Annotated in this window: 26 protein-coding genes; 13 read left to right on the forward strand and 13 right to left on the reverse strand. The window is 62.1% G+C overall.

Annotation, left to right across the window (positions count from 1 at the left end; translation table 11 throughout):
• Window positions 1–272: 272 nt before the first annotated feature.
• Entirely contained in the window at window positions 273–1,004 is a 732-nt protein-coding gene (locus tag M728_RS06015; RefSeq protein ID WP_026623374.1) for a rhomboid family intramembrane serine protease, read from the forward strand.
• 219 nt (window positions 1,005–1,223) lie between these two features.
• Here M728_RS06015 and M728_RS06020 read toward each other — a convergent pair whose 3' ends face one another.
• The 4 genes from M728_RS06020 to M728_RS06035 form a co-directional block, all read right to left on the reverse strand.
• The gene (locus tag M728_RS06020) at window positions 1,224–3,452 is read right to left on the reverse strand and encodes a xanthine dehydrogenase family protein molybdopterin-binding subunit (protein WP_026623373.1); all 2,229 of its coding nucleotides are present in this window, start codon (window positions 3,450–3,452) and stop codon (window positions 1,224–1,226) included.
• Complete coding sequence (locus M728_RS06025) at window positions 3,449–4,426, reverse strand: xanthine dehydrogenase family protein subunit M (protein WP_026623372.1); 978 nt, start codon at window positions 4,424–4,426, stop codon at window positions 3,449–3,451. Before M728_RS06025 ends, M728_RS06020 begins: the two co-directional genes overlap by 4 nt.
• A gap of 3 nt (window positions 4,427–4,429) precedes the next feature.
• Window positions 4,430–5,038 (reverse strand): (2Fe-2S)-binding protein, encoded by a 609-nt coding sequence (locus M728_RS06030; RefSeq protein ID WP_026623371.1) that lies wholly within the window; start codon window positions 5,036–5,038, stop codon window positions 4,430–4,432.
• A gap of 193 nt (window positions 5,039–5,231) precedes the next feature.
• Window positions 5,232–6,236: a helix-turn-helix domain-containing protein gene (locus M728_RS06035; RefSeq protein ID WP_370906463.1), complete on the reverse strand. Its 1,005-nt coding sequence runs from the start codon at window positions 6,234–6,236 to the stop codon at window positions 5,232–5,234.
• Window positions 6,237–6,780: 544 nt separating this feature from the next.
• Here M728_RS06035 and M728_RS06040 point away from each other — a divergent pair.
• Window positions 6,781–7,209: a CBS domain-containing protein gene (locus tag M728_RS06040; protein ID WP_026623369.1), complete on the forward strand. Its 429-nt coding sequence runs from the start codon at window positions 6,781–6,783 to the stop codon at window positions 7,207–7,209.
• A 157-nt stretch (window positions 7,210–7,366) separates the two neighbouring features.
• On the opposite strand, the gene M728_RS06045 is transcribed toward M728_RS06040, so the two are convergent.
• The 3 genes from M728_RS06045 to folE all read right to left on the reverse strand — a co-directional run bounded on the left by M728_RS06045 (window position 7,367) and on the right by folE (window position 9,948).
• Window positions 7,367–8,332, reverse strand: coding sequence for a patatin-like phospholipase family protein (locus tag M728_RS06045; RefSeq protein ID WP_026623368.1), 966 nt, complete (start codon window positions 8,330–8,332; stop codon window positions 7,367–7,369).
• A 416-nt stretch (window positions 8,333–8,748) separates the two neighbouring features.
• A complete protein-coding gene (hisI, locus tag M728_RS06050; protein ID WP_026623367.1) occupies window positions 8,749–9,201 on the reverse strand; it encodes a phosphoribosyl-AMP cyclohydrolase in 453 nt (150 codons plus the stop codon).
• Window positions 9,202–9,330: 129 nt separating this feature from the next.
• Entirely contained in the window at window positions 9,331–9,948 is a 618-nt protein-coding gene (folE, locus tag M728_RS06055) for a GTP cyclohydrolase I FolE (RefSeq protein ID WP_026623366.1), read from the reverse strand.
• Between the two features lie 340 nt (window positions 9,949–10,288).
• Here folE and M728_RS06060 point away from each other — a divergent pair, with 340 nt between their 5' ends.
• The 5 genes from M728_RS06060 to thrS all read left to right on the forward strand — a co-directional run bounded on the left by M728_RS06060 (window position 10,289) and on the right by thrS (window position 14,286).
• Window positions 10,289–10,735, forward strand: a complete 447-nt coding sequence (locus tag M728_RS06060; RefSeq protein ID WP_026623365.1) for an iron-sulfur cluster assembly scaffold protein — start codon at window positions 10,289–10,291, stop codon at window positions 10,733–10,735.
• Between the two features lie 3 nt (window positions 10,736–10,738).
• Window positions 10,739–11,125, forward strand: a complete 387-nt coding sequence (gene yidD / locus M728_RS06065; RefSeq protein ID WP_026623364.1) for a membrane protein insertion efficiency factor YidD — start codon at window positions 10,739–10,741, stop codon at window positions 11,123–11,125.
• Window positions 11,126–11,133: 8 nt separating this feature from the next.
• Window positions 11,134–11,541, forward strand: a complete 408-nt coding sequence (locus M728_RS06070) for a DUF2267 domain-containing protein (RefSeq protein WP_034884660.1) — start codon at window positions 11,134–11,136, stop codon at window positions 11,539–11,541.
• 3 nt (window positions 11,542–11,544) lie between these two features.
• Entirely contained in the window at window positions 11,545–12,084 is a 540-nt protein-coding gene (locus M728_RS06075; RefSeq protein WP_026623362.1) for a DUF1697 domain-containing protein, read from the forward strand.
• Between the two features lie 222 nt (window positions 12,085–12,306).
• Window positions 12,307–14,286 carry a threonine--tRNA ligase gene (thrS, locus tag M728_RS06080; protein ID WP_026623361.1) on the forward strand — a complete coding sequence of 660 codons (1,980 nt, stop codon included), beginning with the start codon at window positions 12,307–12,309 and terminating at the stop codon, window positions 14,284–14,286.
• Window positions 14,287–14,428: 142 nt separating this feature from the next.
• Here the strand turns inward: thrS and M728_RS06085 are convergent, their stop codons facing one another.
• Window positions 14,429–15,424 (reverse strand): hypothetical protein, encoded by a 996-nt coding sequence (locus M728_RS06085; protein WP_026623360.1) that lies wholly within the window; start codon window positions 15,422–15,424, stop codon window positions 14,429–14,431.
• A gap of 100 nt (window positions 15,425–15,524) precedes the next feature.
• Between M728_RS06085 and M728_RS06090 the strand changes: the two genes are divergently transcribed.
• Window positions 15,525–16,109: a nitroreductase gene (locus M728_RS06090; protein ID WP_026623359.1), complete on the forward strand. Its 585-nt coding sequence runs from the start codon at window positions 15,525–15,527 to the stop codon at window positions 16,107–16,109.
• Entirely contained in the window at window positions 16,109–16,711 is a 603-nt protein-coding gene (locus M728_RS06095; protein WP_026623358.1) for a flavin reductase family protein, read from the forward strand. The genes M728_RS06090 and M728_RS06095 overlap by 1 nt, the downstream gene beginning before the upstream one ends.
• On the opposite strand, the gene M728_RS06100 is transcribed toward M728_RS06095, so the two are convergent.
• Window positions 16,708–17,424 carry an aldolase gene (locus tag M728_RS06100; protein ID WP_026623357.1) on the reverse strand — a complete coding sequence of 239 codons (717 nt, stop codon included), beginning with the start codon at window positions 17,422–17,424 and terminating at the stop codon, window positions 16,708–16,710. The genes M728_RS06095 and M728_RS06100 overlap by 4 nt on opposite strands.
• Window positions 17,425–17,496: 72 nt before the next feature.
• On the opposite strand from M728_RS06100, the gene M728_RS06105 reads away from it, so the two are divergent.
• Complete coding sequence (locus M728_RS06105; RefSeq protein ID WP_026623356.1) at window positions 17,497–18,630, forward strand: DUF2336 domain-containing protein; 1,134 nt, start codon at window positions 17,497–17,499, stop codon at window positions 18,628–18,630.
• A gap of 5 nt (window positions 18,631–18,635) precedes the next feature.
• On the opposite strand, the gene M728_RS06110 is transcribed toward M728_RS06105, so the two are convergent.
• Complete coding sequence (locus M728_RS06110) at window positions 18,636–19,070, reverse strand: hypothetical protein (protein WP_026623355.1); 435 nt, start codon at window positions 19,068–19,070, stop codon at window positions 18,636–18,638.
• Between the two features lie 228 nt (window positions 19,071–19,298).
• Here M728_RS06110 and M728_RS06115 point away from each other — a divergent pair, with 228 nt between their 5' ends.
• Window positions 19,299–19,769, forward strand: coding sequence for a GNAT family N-acetyltransferase (locus M728_RS06115; protein WP_026623354.1), 471 nt, complete (start codon window positions 19,299–19,301; stop codon window positions 19,767–19,769).
• A gap of 175 nt (window positions 19,770–19,944) precedes the next feature.
• Here M728_RS06115 and parE read toward each other — a convergent pair whose 3' ends face one another.
• Window positions 19,945–22,008, reverse strand: a complete 2,064-nt coding sequence (gene parE, locus M728_RS06120) for a DNA topoisomerase IV subunit B (RefSeq protein WP_026623353.1) — start codon at window positions 22,006–22,008, stop codon at window positions 19,945–19,947.
• A gap of 214 nt (window positions 22,009–22,222) precedes the next feature.
• Between parE and M728_RS06125 the strand changes: the two genes are divergently transcribed.
• Both M728_RS06125 and M728_RS06130 read left to right on the forward strand, forming a co-directional pair.
• A complete protein-coding gene (locus tag M728_RS06125) occupies window positions 22,223–23,143 on the forward strand; it encodes a S9 family peptidase (protein WP_026623352.1) in 921 nt (306 codons plus the stop codon).
• Window positions 23,144–23,156: 13 nt separating this feature from the next.
• Window positions 23,157–24,476, forward strand: coding sequence for an FAD-binding oxidoreductase (locus M728_RS06130; RefSeq protein ID WP_026623351.1), 1,320 nt, complete (start codon window positions 23,157–23,159; stop codon window positions 24,474–24,476).
• 62 nt (window positions 24,477–24,538) lie between these two features.
• Here the strand turns inward: M728_RS06130 and M728_RS06135 are convergent, their stop codons facing one another.
• Together M728_RS06135 and M728_RS06140 are read right to left on the reverse strand one after the other, a co-directional pair.
• Entirely contained in the window at window positions 24,539–25,138 is a 600-nt protein-coding gene (locus M728_RS06135) for a YceI family protein (protein ID WP_156943588.1), read from the reverse strand.
• 2 nt (window positions 25,139–25,140) lie between these two features.
• Window positions 25,141–25,761, reverse strand: coding sequence for a cytochrome b (locus tag M728_RS06140; protein WP_026623349.1), 621 nt, complete (start codon window positions 25,759–25,761; stop codon window positions 25,141–25,143).
• Window positions 25,762–25,862: the final 101 nt, after the last annotated feature.

Consider the following 25,862-nt stretch of genomic DNA (forward strand, 5'->3'; position numbering starts at 1 on the left):
ACTTCACGAAGGCTTGCCTTCAGCACATCGACTGGAGCGCCGGCAGATTGGCGCGACGCGGCCGTTCAGTTTTCGCTGGACGGCCTTTTTTTGTTTGCTTATCCCTTGGCGCGCTGCCGCAGGCGGTTCGCTGCCGGGTCGGCCTACAGCGGCGAACGTCAGGTGCAAAGGTCGCTGTAGCACTTTCGAAGTGCTGCATGACTCCTGAAATCGGTTCCGATTTGAGATTCATGCAGAGCGCGACTGCAGCGACCGATGAGACGAGGGCAGCCATGGAACGGAATGAGGCGGCAACATCAGAGCAAGCGGACGCCGAGGATGCGGTCGGCCGCACCCGGGAACCTGCGTTCAACCTACCGTCGGGACTGACCGCTATCCTCTTCTTCCTCATTGCGATCCATGCGCTCAGAACCTATGTGCTGTCGGCCGAGGTTGACCAGGAACTGATCCTCAATTTCGCCTTCCTGCCGGCACGCTACACGATACCGTTCAGCGAACAGGGCCTCGCCTGGCTCTGGACGCCGGTCACCTATTCCTTTCTCCACGGCAGTTGGGAACATCTCATCTTCAACATCTTCTGGATGGTCGCGTTCGGCGCCCCGGTCGTTCGACGGATCGGCGTAGCGCGCTTGGCATTGTTCTGGTGCCTGTCGGCGGCGGCGGCCGTCGGGCTGCACGTCCTATTCCATTGGGGCGAGATGATCGTGGTGGTCGGCGCCTCCGGCGTCGTTTCCGGCTTCATGGGCGCTGCGGCGCGTTTCGTCTTTTCACCAAGCGGCCGTATCAGCCGCCAATTCGCCCACCTCAATCGACGGCTTTCGTTCAGCGAAACGCTCGCCAACCGCTCCGTGCTCGTCTTCACCGCAGTCTGGTTCCTCACCAATTTCCTGGTGGCGTTCGGCGTGTTCTCCCTTGGAGGCGCGGGAAGCATAGCCTGGGAGGCGCACATCGGCGGCTTCCTGTTCGGCTTCTTCCTGTTCGGGCTTTTCGACCCGCGGCGGTGAAGGGGGCTGGCGCTAACTGCAAAACCGCCGCCCCGAAGCGCTCGGCGCCCGCTACCGCCACTCCGCTCTCCCTTCCGCATGGTGACGTGCGGCGAGGAAGCCCCTACAGCGCCGTGCGTCTTTTCAGACGCACAAAGGACGCTGTAGCACTTTGAATTGCTGCATGTTTTTGTCCTTAAATCGGGTACGATTTAAGGAAACATGCAGTAGCCGCTGGGTCTATGCAGTCAGGACATCCTCGATGTGGATCGGCAGCGCTCGCACACGCCTGCCCGATGCATGGAACACCGCGTTTGCGATCGCCGGGGCGGTACCAACCAGTGCAATTTCGCCCAGCCCCTTCACGCCGAGCGGATTCACATGCGGGTCGACTTCGTCGACGAAGAACGCCTCGAGCTTCGGAATATCGAGGTTCACCGGCATGAGGTAGTCAGCCATATGGGCGTTCACTGGTCTCCCGTCGCGCGGATCGAGGACGGTGCGCTCCATCAACGCCATGCCGATGCCTCCAATCATGCCGCCAGTGCATTGGCTTCTGGCAAGCAGCGGATTGACCACGCGCCCTATGCCGTAGGCTCCCACGATGCGACGCACCCGGATCGTTCCGACGTCGGGATCGATGGCGACTTCGGCAAAAACCGCGCCGAAAGAATGCATCGAGTAGCGTTCCGCCACTTCCGAAGCGCGCTCCGCAGATCCCTCGGCCTCGACCGGCACGCCGGTCCTGGCGACGATGTCCTGATAGGACAAACCCGTCGCGGCTTCTCCGCGCCGGCGCAAACGCCCCTCGCTCCACTCAAGATCATTCACCGACGCTCCAAAGACCGGCAGGTTGCCATTCGCCACCGCACGGCGGGCGGCTTGCGCCTGCGCCTCAATACAGGCAGCCCGAATCGCCGATCCCACCGACGCCATCGTCCAGGAACCGCCATGCGACGGGGTCTGCGGATAATCCGACCTGCCGAGCCTGAACCGGACCTGCTCCGGTGGCAATCCGAGGAATTCCGCCGCGACTTGAGTCATGGACGTATAGGTTCCCGGCCCCATGTCGCTTGCGGCCGCCTCGACCTCGGCTATACCGTCTGCCAGGAGCCGTACTCTGGCGCTCGCAGGTGCATGGAATGCCGGATAGGTGGCGGTCGCCGCTCCCATACCGATCAGAAGTCGCCCGTCGCGCATCGAGCGCGGTTCGGGCGTTCTCCGCGCCCAGCCGAAGCGTTCGGAACCGAGCTCGTAACATTGCGTCAGCGAGCGACTGGAGAACGGCTTGTTTTCGGCTTCGTCCATCTGTGGTTCGTTCCGGCGCCGCAGCTCGAGCGGATCGATCCCGAGCTTGTAGGACAGCTCATCCATCGCGCTCTCGAGCGCAAATATGCCGCTTGCCTCACCCGGGCCACGCATGTGATTGGGGGTGCCGGTGTCGAGTCGCGTCAGGCGATACTGGGTGCGCACGTTGGGGGAAGAATATAGGTAATCGGTGACGTTGGTCAGCGCCTCCATGAATTGCTCATAGCGGCTCGTCTCTCCCATGCCTTCGTGGACTATTCCGGTCAATGTCCCCTCCGGCGTCGCGCCAAGCGCAACCCTCTGACGCGTGCGCGGTCGATGGCCTGTGGTGAAGAACATCTGCCTGCGGGTGAGCACGAGTTTCACGGGCCGGCCGACATGGCGTGCTGCAAGCGCCGCCAGCGTGACATGCGGCCAGGTCCTGAGGCTTGTCCCGAAGGCGCCGCCGATAAACGGGCAGATGACCTCCACATTCTCGACGGGCAGGCCAAATATCGCTGCGATCTCGGCTTGCTCGTTCACGAGATATTGGCTCTTGCTCCAGAGGGTTAGCCGATCACCGTTCCAGGCCGCGACGGTTGCGTGCGGCTCCATCGGATTATGGTTTTCTCGGGCCATATCATAGGTCTCGTCGACCCTGACGGCCGCCTGCGCCACGGCGGTGTCGGCGTCGCCGCGTGATCGGTCGGCCAATGCTCTCGTGCGGCTGGCCGCTTCCGGAACAATTTTCTCCGCCCTCTGATCTGTCGGATCGACAAGCGGCTGCCGGCTCTCATAGGTGATGCGCAATGCAGCGGCAGCGCGCTCGGCATGATCGAGGGTGTCGGCAACAACCACTGCGACGGGTTGGCCGTAGAAGCGTACATTGTCGTCCTGCAGGACATGCAGGCGCTCGCCCACCGCCGGATCTATGCCGGCCTTATGCGGTAGATAAGGCAGCTTCTGCGCATTCCGGTGCGTTAGCACGGCGACAACGCCGGGCGTCCGCTCGACCTCAGCGGCGGCGACGTCTGTCACTCGGCCAAGCCCGACGGTAGCGCTGACGATTACGGCGTAGAGCTGGCCCGGTTGGTTGAAATCGGCGGGGTAGCGTGCCGCCCCCGTGACTTTGGCGCGGCCATCCACGCGGTTCATCGGCTTTCCGATCAAGCTCACGCTCATGCGACTTCTCCCGCCATTTCAAGCGCGCGGACGATTGTCCGCGGCAAGAGTTCGACCTTGAACTGATTGTGGTGCAGCGGCCGGGCACCTTGCGTGGAGAGCTGCGCGGCGTCTTCGAATGCCTGCCGCTGTGGCCTTTTTCCCACCAGTGCGGTCTCGCAATTGCGCAGGCGCCAAGGCCGTGTGCCGACCCCGCCTACCGCGAGGCGAGCCTGGCGGATCACGCCGCCTTCGATCGAAAGGGCAACGGCGGCGGAAACCAGCGCGAATTCGTAGGAGGCGCGATCGCGGACCTTCAGATAACGCGCACGAGAACCATAAGAGCCGCCCGGTACACGTATTTCCATGATGAGCTCGCCCGGCAGCAACGTGTGTTCGAGATGTGGCGTGTCGCCCGGCAGCCGGAAGAGTTCTTCGACCGGGAAGCTGCGCTCGCCCTTCGGGCCCCGGACCCGCATCGTTGCGTCGAGTGCCACCAGCGCGACCGCGACGTCGGAAGGGTGCGTTGCTATGCAGTGATCGCTCGTGCCAAGGATAGCGTGGCCGGCGTTCAATCCCTCGATCGCGGCACAGCCGGAACCCGGTGTACGCTTGTTGCAGCCCGCATCGAGCATGCGGAAATAAGGACATCGCACCCGCTGCAGCAGGTTTCCGCCCATCGAAGCCATGTTCCGCAATTGTGGCGACGCGCCCTCGATCAGGCTTTCCGCGATCAGTGGTTGCAGGCGCTGGACATTTGGGTCGGCTGCGACCATCGCCATGCGCGCGAGCGCGCCGATGACCAGATCCTCGCCTTCCACACGGATGCCGCCCAAAGGAAGCTTGTTGATGTCGACGAGCCGTTCCGGTCGTTCGACCTCCTCGCGCATCAGGTCGACAAGCGTGGTGCCTCCGGCAATGTAGCGGGCGCCAGAAGCGGCCGCCGCGATTGCGTCTTCGGTGCTTTGGGGCTTCTCCAACACGAAGGGGAGCATGGCTCAGGTCCTCCCGGCCGCGTCTGCGACGGCTGCGACGATGCCTGGATAGGCGCCGCAGCGGCAGATGTTGCCGCTCATCCAGAACTGGATCTCTTCCGGCGAGCCTGTGTGGCCTTCGGCAATGCAACCCAGTCCGGACATGATCTGGCCGGGCGTGCAGAATCCGCACTGCAAGCCTTCGTGCTCAACGAACGCTTCCTGGAGAGGATGGAGCACGCCGTTCTTTTCCAGCCCTTCGATGGTTTCGATCTCAGCCCCGTCGTGCATGGATGCCAATGTCAAACAAGAGACGATACGTCTGCCATCGACAAGTATAGTGCATGCGCCACAGGCGCCCTGGTTGCAGCCTTTCTTCGTGCCGGTGAGATTGAGCGTCTCGCGCAGGACGTCGAGGATCGATTGGCGTGGATCGACGCTCAGCGCCTGAGCGCGACCGTTCACGGTTATCGTCAATGTCACGGGGTTCGTGTCGAGGGCAGGGGCGCTGGTTGCGGCAGCAGACAGCGGCGGCAAGGCAGCAAGGGCCACTGCCCCGGCTGTTGCCTGAAGCGTCTCCCGGCGCGACATGATGGGACCTGGTGGATGCGATTCTGACGGGTTCTCGGTCATGAGGAACATCCTCTTTAGGCTCACGGCGATCGCCCGAAGATTACGAGGTATGCCGCTGCGTGACTGTCGCGATCTTTCGGAATTGCTTGGATGTTGCGGCGAGCGATAGCGGCGATGCAGGTCGTCAGCAGTCGGCGAACTGCGTCGCATCGAGGCGCTGCTGATGGGGACATGCTGAAAGAGAGAGTGAATTTCAGAGACGGCGGCGGAACTCGCTCGGTGTGAGGCCCACCTCCTTGCGGAAGCTCGCGGAGAAAGCGGATTGCGTCTCGTATCCGACGATCAGCGCGATATCGACGATGCGCAGCGTTCGGTCTTTGAGGAGCGTCTTGGCATGCGCGATGCGCTGGCGCGTCAGCCACCCATAGGGCGTATGACCGGTAGCCATGCGGAACGCCGTGCAGAAATGGAAGCGACTTAAATTGACGAGATCCGCGAGCTCCTGGAGCCTGATATCCTCTGCAATATTCTCACGTATGTAGGTGGTGACACGCTTGATCTGCCAGGCCGACAGGCCGCGCCGCGGTCCGGGCGCGATCGGCATCGAAGTTGCGGAGTGGGCCCTGAGCAGTTGCAGGCAGACAAGGTCGAGCAGCTGCTCGATGGCCAGATGCGACATCGCATCGCCCGAGCTGATCTCGTCGTTGATCAACGTCATGATAGTGAACAGCTTGGGGTCGGCAAAATTCACGCGGTCGAGCAACTCGGGCTCTCGGCCATTCCCCACCTGATCCACACACGCCAGGAGACGCTTGTGACCCAAGAAGATATTCGAGACCTCCACGGCCCCGTCCATGCGCCAAAGCCCGCCATGCCCTCTCGGTGCGAATGTAATCGTCCCCACTGCCGATGGAGCTTGCATCATCTGCCGGCCGATCTTTACCGAGGCCATGCCATGCCCGGCGTATTTCGCCGCAAGAACATGATCCTTCAAAGGCGGTAAATCGTATTCGAATGGCTCATTCCGCCATCGGCCGACCAGCCGGGTGTCACCGGAAAACACCTCTGGTACAACGGGCGGCGACAGGCCTCGCTGCAAACGGCGAATATGAACCGTCGTGTCCGCAAGCGCATTTCGGCCCATTGAGGACTTCTCTCGTCGATCTGCAGGAAACCTGTACCTGACGCTAGCACTTCTCGCGGCGTTAGAAAATGTTCTTCGCACAACCAGCGCATTGCTTTGTCGACTGCCTTGCACTGACCTTCGCTCGCGAACGAGGCGTGCGCCACTGACGCAGCCGGGGAAGGGCGCTTGCAGGTTACAGCGCCGTGCGCCTTACCAGACGCGCAAAGGTCTGCTGGCGATAATGCATTGTTTCAACCGCGGAATCATCGTGATGCTGGATTTCCCCGAAGAGCCTGACGCATGCCGGGAGGAGGGTTGATTTCCCGAAGTCGCTGGAGCACCATTCACCACGGCCGCCGAACAAATGTGCGTGAAGCGGCCGCGGAAAAGGCCGGAGGCCGGTGGGGCTTTGTGCTGGAGGAGTGCAAGAGCCGTTTCGGCGCCGGAATGGGTATAGGTTCCTGCGGCCGTCTCGCAATGTCGTCGCGACCTTTCTGCGCCTTCAGAAAGTGCGGCAACTGATCACCGCTGGTACCTCTTCCCGCCGGCTACTGCATGATTCCTCGGAATCGATTTAAGGACAAAATCATGCAGCGACTCGGAGTGCTACAGCGACTTTTGCGCGTCCGATTGGACGCGCGGCGCTGTAGGTGTTGTCGCAACGGGAGATGTGCGCATGTCAGTGAAAGCGATTCTCAACGAAAAAGGCCGCAATGTCGTCACCGTGACGCCGCAGGTGACGGTTCAGCAAGCGGCGACTTTTCTGCATGACAATCATATTGGAGCCGTTGTTGTCGTCGACGCGGACGACCAGATCGTGGGTATCCTGACGGAGCGCGACGTTGTCGCTTCGATCGCGAAATACGGTGCCTCCTGTCTCGATAAGCCGGTCTCGACCGTCATGTGGCAGAATGTCTATTGCTGCCGCGAGGAGATGACCGTGAACACCTTGATGGAGATGATGAGCAAATTGCGTGCGCGTCATCTGCCTGTGGAGAGGGAGGGTCGACTGGCCGGGATCGTGTCGATCGGGGACGTAGTCAAATATCATATTCGCGCCATCGAGAACGAGACCGAGCAGATCAAGGCCTACATTGCCGGATAGTCGCATTTATGTGGTTCAATCTTTGCTCGTCCGATCGGACGCGGGACTTTGGGGCGGCATCTGGCCGCCCTTGATGTGATGCGCATTGAGCCCCATGAAGGCCGCAGCGAAGGATTTTCATCTTGTGCGACAGCGCAGGTTGCCGATCAGCAGCCGGTCAACGGACCAGTACCTCCTGCATGCGCCTGATTTCGGCGAGCTTGGCCTTCGCTTCCTGATAGCCGCGCTCGATCGCCTCGCCGGCGCGATGAAATTCCGAAAGCCCGATGTCGTTGAGTTTCGGATGCAGGGAGAGGTCCGGCGGATCGCCGGCAAGCCGCGCGCGCGAGATGCGGTCCTGGATGATGTTGAAGGCCTGGACCATGACGCTGGTCATGCCGAGCCGGGCCGAAAAGCGGTTGGCGTCCTTCAGCGGCGCATCGGGGGTCTCCATGCCGGCGCTGTGCTTGACGACGGCCGAGCGTCCATAGAGGTCATAGTTCAGGTTGACGGCAACGACGAGCTGCTGCTCATGGGCGCGGCATACCGAAACGGGAACGGGGTTGACGAGCGCACCGTCGATGAGCGTCCGGCCGTTGGCATTGATCGGTTCGAAAATGCCCGGAAGCGCATAAGACGCGCGAATGGCGGTGATGAGCGAGCCCTTTTCGATCCAGACCTCGTGGCCGCTGTGGACTTCGGTGGCGACGGCAATGAAGGGGCGGCCAAGGTCTTCGATGCTGATGTTCTGCAGATGCTCCTGCATGCGCTTGGTGAGTCTGAGGCCGCCGAAGAGACCGCCACCGCCGATGGCGAAATCGAGCAGCCCCGCAATGCGGCGTACAGTCAGGGAGCGGGCGAAGGCTTCCAATTCCTCCAGTTTGCCTGCGAGATAGCAGCCGCCGACGAGCGCGCCAATCGAGGTACCAGCAATCATGCCGACCTCGACCCCGTCCTCGTCGAGGGCTTTTAGTACGCCGATATGCGCCCAGCCGCGCGCCGCGCCGCCGCCAAGCGCGAGCGCAATCTTCGGTGTCTCAAGTCGAGGGGCCGGTGGCTCTGGAGGTGTGGTCGTAATCGACGACCCTTGCGGGCCGGAAAGATCGGTAATCTGGTTGTTGCGCGTAAACGTCCAATTCAACATCCGGCACCTCCAACACCGCCGAATAGACCACCCAAGCGCGCGCGTTTTGCAGGAAACCCTGCCAGCGGGCTATTGCATGAATGCCTGGACCGGAATCGATCAAGGACGAGCTCATGCACCAATTCAAAGTGTTACAGCGGCCTAGCACGTCGGATCTGAAGCGCCTCGCTGCAGGTGCCGGCCTTGTCCAAATTCATCGCTGAAAGACTGGCACCACGATTGATATATAGCATCGAACCAACCACCGAGTGCGGCCGGCCCGATAAACATTGGATACAGCCTGCAACACATCTCGGCTCCCCGCGGTTACCGCGGGAACTACTTACTTGAACAATGATTAGGCGCCCGTTTGGTTTCCAAAAGGTGAATATAACATACGGCGGAGCCAGGAAAATGCAGGTGCCCGGGGTCTGAGCTTAATTTTTTGCGTATATCTCTGCCGGGTCGAAATGCCTGTGATCGTCGGTGATCGTCACGTTCGCCTTGCCGTTGTCGAGGCCGACCGTCCGGTAGAAGCAGGAGCGGCGACCGGTGTGGCATGTGGCGTCGTGGCCGGCGACCGAGACCTTGAGCCAGACGGCGTCCTGATCGCAATCGGTCCGAATTTCCTTGACAGTCTGCAAATTGCCGGAGCTCTCGCCTTTCTTCCAGAGGCGGCCGCGCGAGCGGCTGTAGTAGTGGGCAACGCCGGTCTCGATCGTCAGCGCCAGAGCGTCGGCGTTCATATGCGCGACCATCAGAAGCTCGCCATCGCCTGCGTCTGTAACAATCGCGGTGATCAGCCCCTTCTCGTCGAAACGGGGCGTGAAGGCCGAACCGGTCTCCAGTTCGGCCTTATCTTCCGGGGGAGAATCGAAAGTGAGCGTCATTGCGTAGGCTCCACTACAGCGCGCCTCGCGTCTTTTGCAGACGCATGAAGGATCGCTGCAGTACTTTGAATCGTTGCAGGTTTGTCCTTGACGCGACTGCTGATCAACGAAACATGCGCGTCGCGGAGCTTACTTGAAGCCCCTGAGCAGGGTCATGAAGCGGGCCTGTTCGGCCGGCTCGGTCTTGAACGCACCGGTAAAGGTGGTCGTCAGCGTCGTCGAGCCTTGCTTCTTGATGCCGCGCATCGCCATGCACAGATGCTCGGCCTCGATCATCACCGCCACGCCTCGGGGGGCGAGGGTTTCGTCGATGGCTTTGGCGATCTGTGCCGTCATCGCCTCCTGCGTCTGCAGGCGCCGGGCGTAGATGTCTACGGCGCGCGCGATCTTGGAAAGACCGAGGACGCGGCCGTTCGGCAGATAGGCGACGTGGGCCTTGCCGATGATCGGCACCATATGATGCTCGCAATGCGAGTAGAACGAGATGTCCTTCTCGAGCACGATGTCGTCGTAGCCGGAGACTTCTTCGAAGGTGCGGCCGAGCACATCTTCAGCGACGAGGTCGTAGCCGCCAAAAATCTCCCGATAGGACTTGGCGACGCGCGCCGGCGTATCCTTGAGACCTTCCCGGGTCGGATCTTCGCCTGCCCAGCGCAGCAGGACACGAACGGCTTCCTCGGCTTCTTTCTGTGTCGGACGACCGCTCGTGTCGTCAAGCACAGGGAAATTCTTTACTATGGCGTCCATATGGCCTCTTTTAAGCAATACGGGATTGCTGACGTTTTATCTTTTCGGACAACTCGCCATTGGCCATTCGCCTAACCCTGCAGGCTTGGGTTCCGTTGGCGGGCTCCGGGGCTTTCGGGTCTCGGCTTATCAGTGCACTCGACCGTCCGGCACGGTTTCCCAAACAACAGGCGACACTTGTGCCCTTGCGGAACTGTCACCCCAACACGACATAGCATATAGTATGGTGCCACATGGATAAAAGGGCCCGAATGCGCCACGTCGTGCTTTTTTCCCGCCTGCCGGAGAAAATCATGCGCCGATTGCGCAAACCAGCGAAAAATCAGCCGGATCGCGTTAAATGATGGATGACATTTACAACAACAGGATTCTCGAGTTTGCCGGCAACATTCCACGCATCGGGATGTTGGCGGACGCTCATGCCGAAGCCGCCGCGCACTCCAAACTTTGCGGCTCGAAAGTGAGGATCTGGCTGAAGATGGAGGGTGACGTCGTGACCGACTTCGCCCACGACGTGAAGGCCTGCGCGTTGGGGCAGGCGTCCTCCTCCATCATGGCGCGGCAGGTCGTTGGCGCCCATACCGATGAGATCCGCCAAGCCCGCGAAGACATGCTGGCCATGCTCAAGGCCGACGGGGAGGGACCCTCGGGCCGTTTCGAGGACATGCGCTTCTTGAGGCCCGTCAAGGACTACAAGGCGCGCCATGCCTCCACGATGCTGACCTTCGATGCGGTTGTCGACGCTATCGGCCAAATCGAGGCCAAGCGCCTTGCAGCCGCCGTTTGAGCCATGTGCCCGCATCAGCAGCACGATCATGCGGTTAAGTCCGGCGAACTCCGCGCCTCCGGCCGCGGTCGAAACTGGCCCGGGTCGTTCCGCCGCACACCTGGCCGGCTCATTGGCACGGTGCTGATTCGGGCCTACCAATTGACGCTGTCCAGCTTCATCGGCAATTCCTGCCGGCATTTGCCCACCTGTTCGGAATATGGCTATGAGGCGATTGCCCGGCACGGGCTCTGGGCCGGCGGGTGGTTGACGCTGTTTCGGGTCGTGCGCTGCGGCCCGGGCGGCACGCATGGGTTCGATCCGGTGCCGGAGACGCTCGCGTCTCGCCAACGCTGGTACACGCCATGGCGCTATTGGCAGTCACGCCGCAACGAGGAGCGGGGGCTGTGACGATTCCGATGGAATACCGGCAGGCCTCCGCCGATTTCGATCGCTTCATCCTCGATGTGCGAGATATCGCCGGCCTTCAGACGACCAACCAGGCCTATACGATGGTGCAGGCGGTGCTCTACACGTTCCGCCGCCGGCTCGAGATTTCCGATGCGCTGCTTTTCGCCAACGTGCTGCCGCCGGTCCTTCGAGCGATCTTCGTCGCCGACTGGGACCTCGAGGAGCCGACAGTGCCCTTCTCCGGCCGTCTCACCATGACCCGCGAGGTGCAGGCCTTCCGGGGTGATCACAACGTATCCCCCGATACGGCAATCGCGGATGTCGCGACCGCCCTGCGGCGGAATGTGGACGAGATGATGCTCAATCGTGTGCTTGCGCGGCTGCCGGCAGGCGCCGTCGATTTCTGGCGGGCTTGAGGGATGAAGACTTACGTCGCTTTGCTCCACAGCATCATCCTCGGCGAGGGTCGGCGCGTCGTGATGGCTGATTTGAAGGCGATGGTAGAAACGTTGGGCTATAGGATGCCCCGCACGCTTGTCGCCACGGGCAATCTCGTTTTCGAGGCGCCGGAAAAACCGCTCGCGGAGGTCGAGACCGAGCTCGAAAAGGCGTTTGCCGCAGCGTTCGGAAAACATGTTGACATCATCGCGCGCACTGCCGACGGCTGGTTAGCGCTTGCCGATGGCAATCCCTTCCTCGCCGAAGGCGAAAAAGATCCGGCAAGCGTCCACGTACGGGTGATGCGCTTGCCGCTTGTGCCGGATGCGCGGGAAAAGCTCCACCGCTATTGTTCAAGAGGCGAACGGGTGTCCATCGTTGATGGCGATCTCTGGGTCGATTTTGGCGGTAAGGCGAGCGACTCGAAGCTGGGTGGCGCGCTGACGACCCAAAGGCTGGGTGTCGGGACGTTGCGCAACTGGAACACAGTGAAGGGTCTGCGTGCAATGGTTGCCGGTTGAGCCGGCCCCATGCCTTTACTCCACCACCAAAAACCTTTATCAGGCGCGCGTTACTGCATGTTTCCTTAAATCGTATCCGATTTAAGGATAAAAACACGCAGCACTTCAAAGTGTTACAGCGACCTTTGCGCGTCTGATAAGACGCGCGGCGCTGTAATTCACCGGCCCGTCCGGCAAACCATACCACCCGCATTCGTTGGCGGGACTGGATAGGAGATCATGATGTCGCATTCCGTTTCCCTTACATTTCCTGATGGCTCCATTCGCGAGTTCGCCGCGGGCACGACCGGTCGCGATGTCGCAGAATCGATTTCGAAGTCGCTCGCGAAGAAGGCTGTGGCGATCGCGCTCGATGGCGAGCTGCGGGACCTTTCCGATCCCGTGAAAGACGGCAGGATCGAGATCGTCACGCGCGAAGACAGCCGTGCGCTGGAGCTCATCCGCCACGACGCCGCCCATGTCATGGCGGAAGCGGTGCAGGAATTGTGGCCGGGAACGCAGGTGACCATCGGTCCGGTCATCGAGAACGGCTTCTACTACGACTTCGCCAAGAACGAACCCTTCACGCCCGACGACCTGCCGGTCATCGAGAAGAAGATGCGGGAGATCATCGCGCGCAACAAGCCTTTCACCAAGGAGGTCTGGTCGCGCGACAAGGCGAAGGAGGTCTTCGCCGCCAAGGGCGAGAACTACAAGGTCGAGCTCGTCGATGCGATTCCCGAAAACCAGGATGTGAAGATCTACTATCAGGGTGACTGGTTCGATCTCTGCCGCGGGCCGCACATGGCCTCCACAGGCCAGATAGGCACGGCCTTCAAGCTGATGAAAGTGGCCGGCGCCTACTGGCGCGGCGACAGCAACAATCCGATGCTGACGCGCATTTACGGTACCGCCTGGCACAGCCAGGAGGAACTGGACCAATATCTGCACGTGCTCGCCGAAGCGGAGAAGCGCGACCATCGCCGTCTCGGCCGCGAGATGGACCTCTTCCATTTCCAGGAGGAGGGGCCGGGCGTGGTCTTCTGGCACGGCAAGGGCTGGCGTATCTTCCAGAGCCTCGTCGCCTATATGCGCCGCCGGCTGGAAGGCGACTACCAGGAAGTGAATGCGCCGCAGGTGCTCGACAAGTCGCTGTGGGAAACTTCCGGTCACTGGGGCTGGTACCGCGACAACATGTTCAAGGTCACCGTTGCCGGCGACGATACGGATGACGATCGCGTCTTCGCGCTGAAGCCGATGAACTGCCCGGGGCATATCCAGATCTTCAAGCATGGCCTGAAGTCCTATCGCGAACTGCCCGTGCGTCTTGCCGAATTCGGTGCGGTGCATCGTTACGAGCCGTCGGGTGCGCTGCACGGCCTGATGCGCGTTCGCGGCTTCACGCAGGACGATGCGCATATCTTCTGCACCGATGAGCAGATGGCAGCCGAATGCCTCAAGATCAACGATCTGATCCTTTCGGTCTATGAGGATTTCGGCTTCAAGGAAATCGTCGTCAAGCTTTCGACGCGGCCGGAAAAGCGCGTCGGCTCGGACGTGCTCTGGGATCGTGCCGAGGCGGTGATGATGGATGTTCTGAAGACCATCGAGGCGCAATCCGAAGGGCGCATCAAGACCGGGATCCTGCCGGGCGAGGGCGCCTTCTACGGTCCGAAGTTCGAATACACGCTGAAGGACGCCATCGGCCGCGAATGGCAGTGCGGAACGACGCAGGTCGATTTCAACCTGCCGGAACGCTTCGGCGCGTTCTACATCGACAGCGAGTCCGAGAAGCGCCAGCCGGTGATGATTCATCGCGCCATCTGCGGCTCGATGGAGCGCTTCCTCGGCATCCTGCTCGAAAACTTCGCCGGCCATATGCCGCTCTGGATCTCGCCGCTGCAGGTGGTGGTCGCGACGATCACGTCGGAGGCGGACGATTACGGCCGCGAGGTCGCGGAGCGTCTGCGTGAGGCGGGACTTACCGTCGAAACCGATTTCCGCAACGAGAAGATCAACTACAAGGTTCGCGAACATTCGGTGACGAAGGTTCCGGTGATCGTCGTGTGCGGCAGGCGCGAGGCGGAAGAGCGTTCGGTCAACATCCGTCGCCTCGGCTCTCAGGCGCAGACCGCGATGTCGCTCGAGGAGGCCGTCGCTTCGCTCTCGGCCGAAGCCCTCGCGCCTGACCTCAAGCGCAAGGCGGAGCGAAGCGCCCGCTGACGCGGCGGACGTCGTTGACGAATCGAAAAGGGCCGGCGGAACTCGCCGGCCCTTTTATTCTATCAACAGTCTGCAGCAACGGCGCGGGCCTTGACGCAACGTCAAGCCCATTCCGCAAGGAGAGATGGTTGGTTTCGTCGGTTCAGTCCTGTGCGTCTGCGGCGCCGCCGGCTTCGCCGTTGTCGCCCAGAAGCACTTCCACATCGGTGTTGACACCAGCTTTCACGGCGAAGTCTCGCTGATAGATCTTGTCCTTGTTGCGCGCGACAGCGGTATAGCTGCCTTCGGCGAGGACCAGCGTCGGGAAGGCGCCGACGCTCTCGCTGACGACGTCGCCTGAGGAGGTGAGGATAGACCAGGCGGTGTCGGCGATCGCCTCGCCTCCCGCTTCGGAGACGAGCTTCAGGGTCAGCTTTGCCGCCCGATGCTGGATCGTAGCGTCGGTCAGCTTGCCGGCTTCCACCTGGATATCGGCGCGGATGACGGCATTGACCGAGCCGTAATTGGAAACGACGTGATAAGTGCCGGCATTGAGCCGGATGACCGTGTTCGGCTTTACGTCGGCGACGACCAGAGCCCGTTCTCCGTCTTCCTTCACGTCCGAGGAGAAGATCGAAAAGCTGAGCTCATTCGGCGGAATGCGCACGTCGCTGCCGGAGACGGCGTTCAGCATCACCCCGCCGGCGTCGAGCACGAGCACCTGCTTGTCGAGCATGCCGTCTTCGGGGACGCGAATCTTACGCGTCGCGCCGGCCCGGCCAAAAGCGACGTTGACGAAATATTCGCCGGGCACGAGATTGAAAGCCGTCGAGCCGCCCTCGGAGGTGGCAAGCAATGGCAGCTTTCCATCGCTGCCGGGAATGGGGCTGAAGACCCGCCAGGTAAGGCCCGATTGAACCGGGTTGCCTTTTTCCGTCAGCAGCGCTTCGAGCTTCACATCCTTCAGCTCGCCGCTCTGGGTCGGATCGGTGATGAGCGGATTGAAGCTCGTAAGCTTCGGCATCTTGCGCGTGCCGGAGATCGAGGGAAAGCTCTTGAACGCGTCGGTCGGATCCTCGGCAAGCGCCCGTTCAAAAGCCGCTCCGGCAAGTGAGATCGCCAAGAAGGTTCTGAGAAAAATACGAGAGCGGATGCGCATGAGGACAGTTGACTTCTTGACTGGGTGACTCCACTTGAGACGCCGGTATGGCATTTTCGTGGCTGTCGGTCCGGCGGCAAATTAGTGGAATTCGCTGAATATGAAAACCGAAATAAAACTCGTTGACTATCTCGCCTCGCGCAGGTCCATCCCGGCCTTCCAGATGGGGCCGCCGGGACCGAGCAAGGCCGAGGTCGAGGAGATGCTGAAGCTCGCTTCTCGCGTGCCGGACCACGGTAAATTGGCGCCCTGGCGTTTCATCGTCTATCGTGGCGAGGAGAGGGCACGGATCAGCGCCGAATTGAAGAAAATGGCGCTTGCCGCCAAGCCGGATATGCCGGAAGAACTCATCAAGGTGGAGGAGACGCGGCTGACGCGCGCGCCGGTCGTCGTCGCCGTGGTTAGCAAGGCGGCGCCGCATTTCAAGATTCCCGAATGGGAACAACTGATGTCGGCCGGTGCCGTCTGCCTCAACCTGGTGATGGCTGCGAATGCGCTCGGCTACGCTTCGAACTGGCTCACCGAATGGTATGCCTACGATGAAAAGGCTTATCCGTTGCTCGGCGTCGCACCGGGCGAAAGGGTCGCCGGCTTCATTCACATCGGCACCGCGATGGTGCCGCCAACGGAGCGTCCTCGGCCGGAATTGGCGGAGATCGTCACCTGGATCGGGGAAGGTCACTAATGTTCTATGACACGGCTGCCAATCGGCACGGCTTGCCGCACGATCCCTTCAAGGCGATCGTGTCGCCGAGGCCGATCGGCTGGATCGGCACGCGGGCGGCCGACGGCACGCTGAACCTTGCGCCCTATTCCTTCTTCAACGCCATCAGCGATCGGCCGAAGCTCGTGATGTTCTCATCGAGTGGTTACAAGGATTCTGTTCGCAACATCGAGGCGACCGGCGAGTTCACAGCGAGCTTCGCGAGCTGCAATCTGAGCGAAGCCGTCAACCTCACCTCGGTTACAGCGCCGCACGGCGAGAGCGAGTTCGAGATCGCCGGCCTGACGCCGGTCGAGGGAAGCCTCGTCAAGGCGCCGTTCGTCGGCGAGGCTTTCGCGGCGCTCGAATGCCGGATGACGGATATTTTCCGGCCCAAGGGCCTCGATGGCGTAGTGGCCGACAGCTATGTCGTGATCGGCGCGGTTGTCGGGATCCATATCCGCGACGAGGCCATTCGCGACGGCCGGTTCGACGTGGCGGCCGTCAGGCCGCTCGCCCGCCTCGGCTACATGGATTATTGCGATGGCGGCGATGTTTTTGAGATGATGCGACCGAGCCGCTAGATCTCGGGCAGCGTGCCTGCCGCCGCGAGAAGATCGATCTGCTGCCACGAGCGGAGGGCCCCGGCGGAAAAGCCGTTCTCCAGGCTGTTTATCCAAAGGCGTCGCAGGGCCCATTCATCGACTGCATCGGCCGGCATCATTTCGTAAGCCGCGATTCCGGCCTCGCACGCCCTGAGAACGGCCGCGGCGCGGCTGGCCCGGACGACGGCAGGCACGTCGCCCGCCTCCGTGACGCGCCTGCAGCCGCACGCTTCCGCGAGAGCGGCAGCATCGAATATCAATGCGGAAAGGCGCGAGGAAACACCCGCCAGCGGGTGAGGGGAGAGCACGCTCTCCGGAACGGTGGCATATTCCGCAAGCAGTGCCGTTCGGCCTTGAGGTATTCCGGCGGCCGCCTCGGTCACCTTCAGCATGACGTCGATCCTTTGGATATCCGCGGGTCCGCGGCATCCGGCCAAAACGACCCCGTCGACGCCACTGGCAAGGAGGACACCAAGATCATGCTCGTTAACGTTTTCAGCCGACGGGACGCGGGTGAGGAAGAGGCAGTCTGTGCTAGCCTTGGCGGCCGTCCTCGCCTCGCGTAGGGGCTGGTCACCCGCCGCATCGAAAACGACGCCTTGAACCGCGCTCAGCCTCTCCGGAGCGGGCAGCGGCTCGTTCATCGGCTGGTACAGCAGCGGCTTGATGGTTTGCTGGAGGTTAACGGACATGGTGAACCAATCTTAAACCTTTGACCGCTAATATTCGGACATCGGGGCTTTTGAGTGTCTAGTGGGGCATAGGTGATCATACAAGCATTTCTTCGCTGGGTCGAAACGGCGAGAACCAGCGATCGTGCGCGCGCGGCAAACGCCCTCGGTCGGGCCTACGCCCAGGCCGCGATCAACGGCATCGATCGGCGCGCCGCCGAAATGGCGATGACCTTTCTGCTCGACGATCCGTCGCCCAAGGTGCGTCACTCGCTGGTCGACGCTTTGGCCGATTGCCCGACAGCGCCCCGCGCGATCATCAAAGCGCTGGCGGAGGATCAGCCCGAGATCGCCTATGTCGCGATTTCCCGATCGGCCGTGCTGACGGATGAGGACCTCATCGACATAGCGGCGCGAGGCACTGCCGAGACGCGGGCGCTCGTCGCGGCGCGCAGCACCGTATCCCGTTCCGTTGCGGCTGCCATTGCGGAAATCGGCGACGAGGAAGAAGTCCTCATTTTGTTGGAAAACCCAGGCGCTAGGCTGACACAGCGATCGCTGAGACGGCTCGCCGGCCGGCTCGGGCACATCGCCGCCGTGCGGGACCACCTGCTCTCGCGCGGCGATCTGCCGAGCGATGCACGACAGGCGCTCGCCGAAAAGGTCGGGGCGGCACTTGCCGCTTGCGGCTTGGTGCAGGCGTCGATCGGTCAGGGGCGGGTACAGCGTGTGGCGAGGGAAGCCTGCGATGCGGCGGCTCTTGCGCTCGCAGCCGCGGCGCCGCAGGAAGAACTGCCCGGGATGATCGGCCATTTGCGCGAGGCAGGCCGCCTGACGCCATCCTTATTGCTGAGCGCCCTCTGCAGCGGCAGAACGGAATTCTTTTCCGCTGCGATCGTCGATCTCTCCGGGGTACCGGAAAGGCGCGTCCGTTCGATCCTTTCGGGTGGGCGCATCCACTCGATCCGCGCTTTGCTCGAGAGTGCGGGGCTTGGCCGCGAGGTGAGCAAGGCTTTCGCGGAGGCGGTGCTGCTCTGCCAGGGCGGAGCAGGGGCGGCGGCCGATGGTGCGCCGGTCTCCTTCGCCGCCGAGCTTTCGAATCGTCTCCGCCGCAAGCCCTCGGACGTTTCTCACGCCATCGCCGAACTCGTGGAGCGGCTGGCCTTTGACGAGCAGCGGCAGATCGCGCGCGATTACGCGCTGCTGGCCTCTCGGCAAGCGGCGTGATCGCCTCAGTTGCTGAACCGGCGCGCCACCCAGGAGTAACCGTCTTCCACATAGTGAACCGGCGCCGTGACGATCGTTTTCAATCTCTCCCGGTCGGGTAGCGCTCCGCTGAGCAGCGCGAAAGCGCGTTTCGGCAAGGTCGGCGTTGCCTTTTGCTCCACCGGCACCGTCGTCCGTTGCTGTGCCGGCGCGTTTTCTGGCAACGTCGCGTTGACATCCGGGACGGGCTCGGTCGATACCACCGCGGCCGGCCCCGAGGTCTCGCATACGGCAACGACGACCGGGTAGTTCCTGTTCGAAAACCTTGGCAGCTCCTTCTGCGATTCGGTATCGCATTGGGCGATCGACGGCCAATTGCCGTTCACGGTCGAGATGTAGTGGCACTGGCTGACATTGTCATCGCAACCGAGAATGGTCATTACGATCAGGGCGGTTTTCATCGTGTCTCTCGTCCGTTTGGAAGACTTCGGTTCGCATCTTATGATCGTTCGATTCTTCCGGAAGTAGGGCAAAGTTGCCGCGCCCCGAAACAAATTGTTTCCGCCTGTCACCCGGATTGATTGTGGCGCCGATCTGCGTCGTTTGGCGTATTTGTTTCGCTCTTCTCCGAAGTTAGTCTCCCGGTGACGCTTGACCGTCCGCATGGATTCGCATTGAGGCCTATAAAAATGACCGTAGTTACCATCGCCGAGGAACAACCGCGCCAGCCGGCCATTATCCGCCTGCTCGAACTCTCGGATGCTTATGCCGCATCGCTCTATCCCGCCGAAAGCAACCATCTGGTCGATATTTCGACGCTCGAACAGCCGGCTGTATCGTTTTTCGTCGCACGGCGGGACGGCGAGATCGTCGGCTGCTGCGCGCTGGTCGAAGCGGGCGATGGCACCGCCGAGATCAAGCGGATGTTTGTCGATCCGGAGGCGAGGGGTTTGCAGATCGGCAAGCGGCTGCTCACGGCGCTCGAAGCCAAGGCGGAAAAGCTTGGGCTCAGCGCGATCCGCCTCGAGACGGGCATCTACCAGCCGGAAGCGATTGGGCTTTATAAGACATTCGGTTATGTTGAGCGTGCGCCTTTTGGTGGCTACCAGCCCGATCCGCTGAGCCTGTTTATGGAGAAGGCAGTGGGTCAGATGGCGTGAAGCGGCCCTTCGCGTCTTGTGGCCCCTCATCCGCCGGCCGGCACCGTCTCGGCGCAGGCAGGGCGAAGGAGATTCGCGGCGACGCTTCCAGTCCCCTGTCCCCGCCTGCGGGGAGAGGGCCAGGGTGAGGGGCAATCGCGAGCGGGTGGTCAATGGTGACCGCGATCAGTCACCCTCAGATGTCCAGATTTTCCGCAAAGGCGGCGCGCTCCTGGATGAAGCGGAAGCGGGCGTCGGCCTTCGTTCCCATCAGGCTGTCGACGGCCTCGCGCGTGCCTTCGAAATCGACGTCGTCGATTTCGACCTTGAGCAGCGTCCGGTTCGCCGGATCCATCGTCGTTTCCTTGAGCTGGGCCGGCAGCATCTCGCCGAGGCCCTTGAACCGGCCGATTTCGACCTTGCCGCGGCCGTTGAACTCGGTGCGCATCAGTTCCTCGCGATGCGCGTCGTCGCGGGCATAGAGCGTCTTGGAACCCTGGCTCAGGCGGTAGAGCGGCGGCACGGCTAGATAGAGATGGCCGCCGCGGATGAGCTCCGGCATTTCCTGGTAGAAGAACGTGATCAGCAGCGAGGCGATGTGCGCGCCGTCGACGTCCGCGTCGGTCATGATGATGACGCGCTCGTAACGCAAATCCTCCTCGCGGTACTTCGACCGCGTGCCGCAGCCGAGCGCCTGGACGAGATCAGTAATCTGCTGGTTCTGACCGAGCTTTTCGCGTCCGGCGCTGGCGACGTTCAGGATCTTGCCGCGCAAGGGCAGGATCGCCTGGTTGGCGCGATTGCGCGCTTGTTTGGCCGATCCGCCGGCCGAGTCCCCTTCGACGATGAAGAGTTCCGCGCCTTCCGCCGTGCTCTGAGCGCAGTCGGCAAGCTTGCCTGGCAGGCGCAGCTTGCGCACTGCGGTCTTGCGATTGACTTCCTTCTCCTTGCGCCGGCGTACGCGCTCCTCGGCGCGTTCTATCACCCAGTCGAGAAGCTTCGCCGCTTCCCCCGGATTGTCGGCGAGGTAATGGTCGAAGGGATCGCGAAGCGCGTTCTCGACGATGCGCTGCGCCTCGACGGTTGCGAGCTTGTCTTTCGTCTGGCCGACGAATTCCGGCTCGCGGATGAAGACCGAGAGCATGCCTGCCGCCGAGATCATGACGTCATCGGTGGTGATGATCGCGGCGCGCTTGTTCTGCGTGAGTTCCGCGTAGTTCTTGAGGCCCTTTGTTAGCGCGATGCGGAAACCCGCCTCGTGCGTTCCGCCTTCCGGGGTCGGAATGGTGTTGCAGTAGGAATGGATCTGCTGGTCGCCGCCATACCAGGTGACGGCCCATTCGAGCGACCCGTGGCCGCCGGCCTTTTCGGATTTGCCGGCAAAGATCTCGCGGGTGACCGTGAATTCCTTGCCGAGCGTTGCGGCAAGATAGTCTTTGAGGCCGCCCGGAAAATGGAAGACGGCCCTGTCCGGGATTTCCGAGCCTTCCGGCAACAGCGACGGATCGCAGGACCAGCGGATCTCGACGCCCCCGAAGAGATAGGCCTTGGAGCGAGCCATGCGGAAAAGGCGCGCCGGCTCGAAATGCGCATGCGGGCCGAAGATCTGCGGGTCGGGATGGAAGCGGACCTTCGTGCCACGGCGATTATGGACGTCGCCCAAGTCCTCGAGCCCGCCCTGCGGAATGCCGCGGGAGAAGCGCTGGCGATAGAGCCGGCGATTGCGCGCGACCTCGACCTCTAGCGAATCCGACAGCGCATTCACCACGGAGACGCCGACGCCATGCAGGCCGCCCGAGGTCTCATAGGCCTTGCCGTCGAACTTGCCGCCGGCGTGCAGCACCGTCATGACCACTTCGAGCGTCGACTTGTTCGGAAACTTCGGGTGGTTCTCGACGGGAATGCCGCGGCCATTATCGGTGACCGTCAGGAAACCGTCGGCGTCGAGGTTCACCTCGATGAAATTGGCGTGTCCGGCGACCGCTTCGTCCATCGAGTTGTCGATCACCTCGGCGAAAAGATGATGCAGCGCCTTCTCGTCCGTACCGCCGATATACATGCCGGGACGGCGGCGGACAGGCTCAAGGCCCTCGAGCACCTCGATGGCCGAGGCGTCATAATCGCTGCCGTCGCTGCTCTTCGGCGCAGCACGCGGCGCTTCGCCGGCGGCGGGTGGCGTCGTCGGCTTGCGCGGCGCGGCGGCATCGGCCGACTTCGGCTGCGGAGGCATTGCGGAGAAAAGGTCGCTGCTGTCGTCCATGAAGCGTTCGGATCGTTTCCTGTCATGTCTAGTCGGCAAGGCCATAGCAAGATCACGGCGCCGTCGCCATCTCTTGCCGTGCGCGAATCACCGGAATTCTGCCAGAGTCTCGCCTAAAGCGCGAACAAAAGGCGAATTTCAGGCGTCTCGGAAGACGAAGTGCGGCTCAAGCCGGCCGAATTGTGGGCTTCACTGTTGCTTAGCGCAGGCGACGATGGCAAGCCATGGGCAGAACGAGGGAGCCGATCGGGTGTCTATGTCCACAATTGTTTTCTTTCTCCGGCGCTTGATCGGGGCGCTTCTTTTCGTCTGCCTTGCCACCTCCGCCGGCGCCGAGCCCTTGCGGCCCTACAAGGATGCGCTCTTTGGCTACAGCCGGGTGCTTCAGGAGGCGGACGGCGGTGATTTCCGCGTCATCGATTACCAGGAGCTGCGTGACATCAATGCGCGCGACCAGATCCCGGAGCGGCGCGTCAAACGGGCCTATGTGTCGATGGGCGTCAAGAAAGCGCAGGTCAATGAGACGCTCGACCTTGACGGTCGCGCGCTCGACGTTACCCGCGTCGGCCCGGACCGCGGTGCCGCTTTCACCGTTATTTTCGTCCACGGGCGCGGGGGCGATCGTCGCCTCGGCGCCAACGATTTCTCCTTTGGTGGCAATTTCAATCGCCTCAAGAACCTCGCGCTTGCCAATGGTGGCACCTATTACGCGCCGAGCGTGCGGTCCTTCGATGCGGCGGGCGTGGCGGATGTCGCGGCGCTGATCCGTTTCGCTGCGAAGCGCTCCGGCGGCCGGCCGGTGGTCCTTTCCTGCGCATCCATGGGCAGCTTCATCTGCTGGGGTATCTCCCGCGACAAGGCGGCGGTGGCGGCGCTCGCCGGCATGGTGGTGATGGCCGGCGTGGCCGATCCGGAGTTTCGAAAGAGCGCCGCCTACGGCGCGCGGTTGCCGCTGTTCTTCAGTCACGGCAGCCAGGACAATGTCTATCCGGCCGAAACCCAGGTCACGTTTTATCGAGGGCTCAAAGCGAAGAATTATCCAACACGCTTCGTCCTCTTTGAGACGGGTTCGCATGGCACCCCGGTACGCATGACCGATTGGCGGGAGGCGCTGAACTGGTTTCTCGATCGATGAGTGCGTGAACGTGATGAGCATGGATGAGTTCGGAAATGAGTCTCGGGGTCGGCCCAAGCAGATCATCTCGCCGGATGATTACGAGGACCGCATCGGCTCGATCGAGCCGATGTCCTTTCTCCCGATTGGTAGTGGCCTTAGCTACGGGGACGGTCGCCGAAACGATTCCGGGACGCTCATCGAATGCGGGAGACACAATCGCATCCTGGCCTTCGACCCGGGAACCGGCATCCTCGCCTGCGAAGCTGGCGTCACGCTCGGCGACATTCTTGCTCGGGCCGTCCCACATCGATTCTTTCTGCCGGTCACGCCTGCAACGGCCTTCGTGACGGTGGGCGGTGCCGTCGCCAACGATGTTCACGGCGGCAATCACCATGGCCGGGGCTCCTTCGGCAACCACGTCCGCCGCCTGACCTTGCTGCGCTCGACGGGCGAGCGACTGGTCTGCTCTTCTGAGGAGAATGCCGAGCTTTTTGCGGCCACCATAGGCGGCATGGGCCTGACCGGGCTCATCCTGGACGTCGAACTTCGGCTGATGAAGGTACCGTCGCCGCACGTCCAGCAGCATACGATCCGCTTCGAGAATCTCGATCAGTATTTCGCGCTCGTCGACCGCGCCGGTGAAGAGCATGAATATGTCGTCGCCTGGGTGGATCAGCTTGCGACCGGGCGGCGGACGGGGAGGGGCGTGCTCTGGGCGGCCGACCATGCGGATGGGGCCTGCGAGTTTCCGGACGTTCCGAAACGGCTCAAGCTTTCCGTGCCCTTCTCCCCGCCCGCCAGTCTCCTCAATAGCGTGACGTTGAGGGCGTTGAACGAATACCGCTTTCGCAAGCAGAGCCGGGGCGAAACCGTTTCGACCGTAAAGTGGACGACCTACTTCCATCCGGTCGACGGCATCCGCGGATGGAACCGGCTCTACGGCCGGCGGGGTCCCTGTCAGCATCAGAGCGTCTATCCGGCCGCGAACGCACCGGAGACGACGGCTCGTCTGCTGGAGACCGCGCGTCGCATGGGCCATGCTTCCGTTCTGACGAGGTTGCAGCGTTTTGGCGACGTTGCCGCGAGCGGACTTCTCTCGTTCCCTCGGCCGGGCTTCAGTTTGACTTTGGACTTTGCCGACCAGGGCGAGACCACGATCAAGCTTTTAGACGCCCTCGACAGCATCGTCGTCGCGGCCGGTGGCGCGATCAATCCGTGCGGGGATTTTCGCATGAGCCCCGAGGCCTTCAACGCATCCTTCCCGTCCTGGAGACGGCTTGAGGCGCTGCGCGATCCCGCCATGATCTCGGACTTCTGGCGGCGCACGGCGCTGGCCTCACGAGCGGGATAAGGAAGGTCGTACGACCGGCTGCATGCCGCTCCGACATCGCGGGAGCTGGACATCGCGGTGATTCAGCGCCTCAGTCCTCTGATGTTCATGTCGAACTCGACGACGTTGGAATAGATGGGCGTTCCGACGTCGATGCCATAGGGCGATCGGCGGATGCTGCCGCGAATGGTGAAGGAAATCGAACGCCTGTTCCAGTCCGTGAGCGTGACCGCAAACCGCTCCTTGCGGGCCTTGCCGCGGGCGGTCAGCGTCCCTTCGACTGTCGCGGTGTCCGGCCCAGTCTGCGTGACGCTGGTGGAACGAAAGGTCACCGTCTTATGGTTGGCCGTGTCGAAAACGGCGCTGGAGCGTAGGAAATTCTCGATGCGCCGCTCGCTGGACCTCACGCTCTCCGGGTAAAGCGTGAACTCGACGGAGGATCGCTGGATACTGTTGCCGTCTATCCGAAATCCGCCGGAAAATTTTGCGAAATTCCCAGCAATGCCACCGCCGCCACCGACCTGCGCGATGCTGAAATGGATGACAGAGGAGCTGGCGATACGGTAATTGCCGGCCGCGTCCGCAAGCGCCGGCGGCCTCGCGCCCGTCGCAGGTGCTGCCGAGAAGGCGAGAAGCGCGAATGAAACAATCGCTCTTATGGTCTGCCCGCGTGGGATCATCATGGTCATTTCCTCTCGACGGCGGTGTTGTCGTTCTCGTGAGCGTCGAGCGTCCGGGAGCGCCGTGAGCCGTAACTGGGCCGAAGCATGCGGACGAGCACTTCGTCGCGTCTTATCGAGTGGTGGTAGAGTGCTGCCGCCGCGTGGAGCATGACCAGGCCGAGAGTGAGATAGGCAAGCAAGGCGTGGGCAAAGGTCCAGAACGCCTCCGAAGTTTCTGATTGTGCAAGCGGCAGATGCGGAATGACGATCGCATTGAAATAGAAGCTCGGGATGTTCAGCGTCGAGGCGGACACGACCGCCCAGCCGGCGAGCGGCACGACGAGCGCGAGGAGGATAAGCACCGAGTGCGTCATACGGGCCGCTATGTGCTCCAGTGGACCAAGGCCCGCAACAGGCGCCGGACTGCGCTCGGTGAACCACCAGGCGGTGCGAAGGATAGCGAGCCCCAGCGCTGTGAACCCGAAGGATTTGTGCCATTGGTAGAGGGAAAATTGCAGAGCCGGGTCGATTTCGGTCCGGCGCATGATGAAGCCGAGCAGGGTGAGCCCGAGGATGAGAACGGCAATCGTCCAGTGCAGGACGATGGTTGCCAATCCAAATCCGCTGTCGCTGTTGCGGAGCATGACATCTTCCGATGATGGAGGCAGTCAATTCCTCTTCGCGAGTGCGCGCTCGCCAGTATGAGACGCCCGAAGCGCTGCTTTTATTCGCCGCATGCCTGCTC

Origin of the sequence: Ensifer sp. WSM1721 (assembly GCF_000513895.2) — a bacterium.
Lineage (GTDB): Bacteria > Pseudomonadota > Alphaproteobacteria > Rhizobiales > Rhizobiaceae > Sinorhizobium.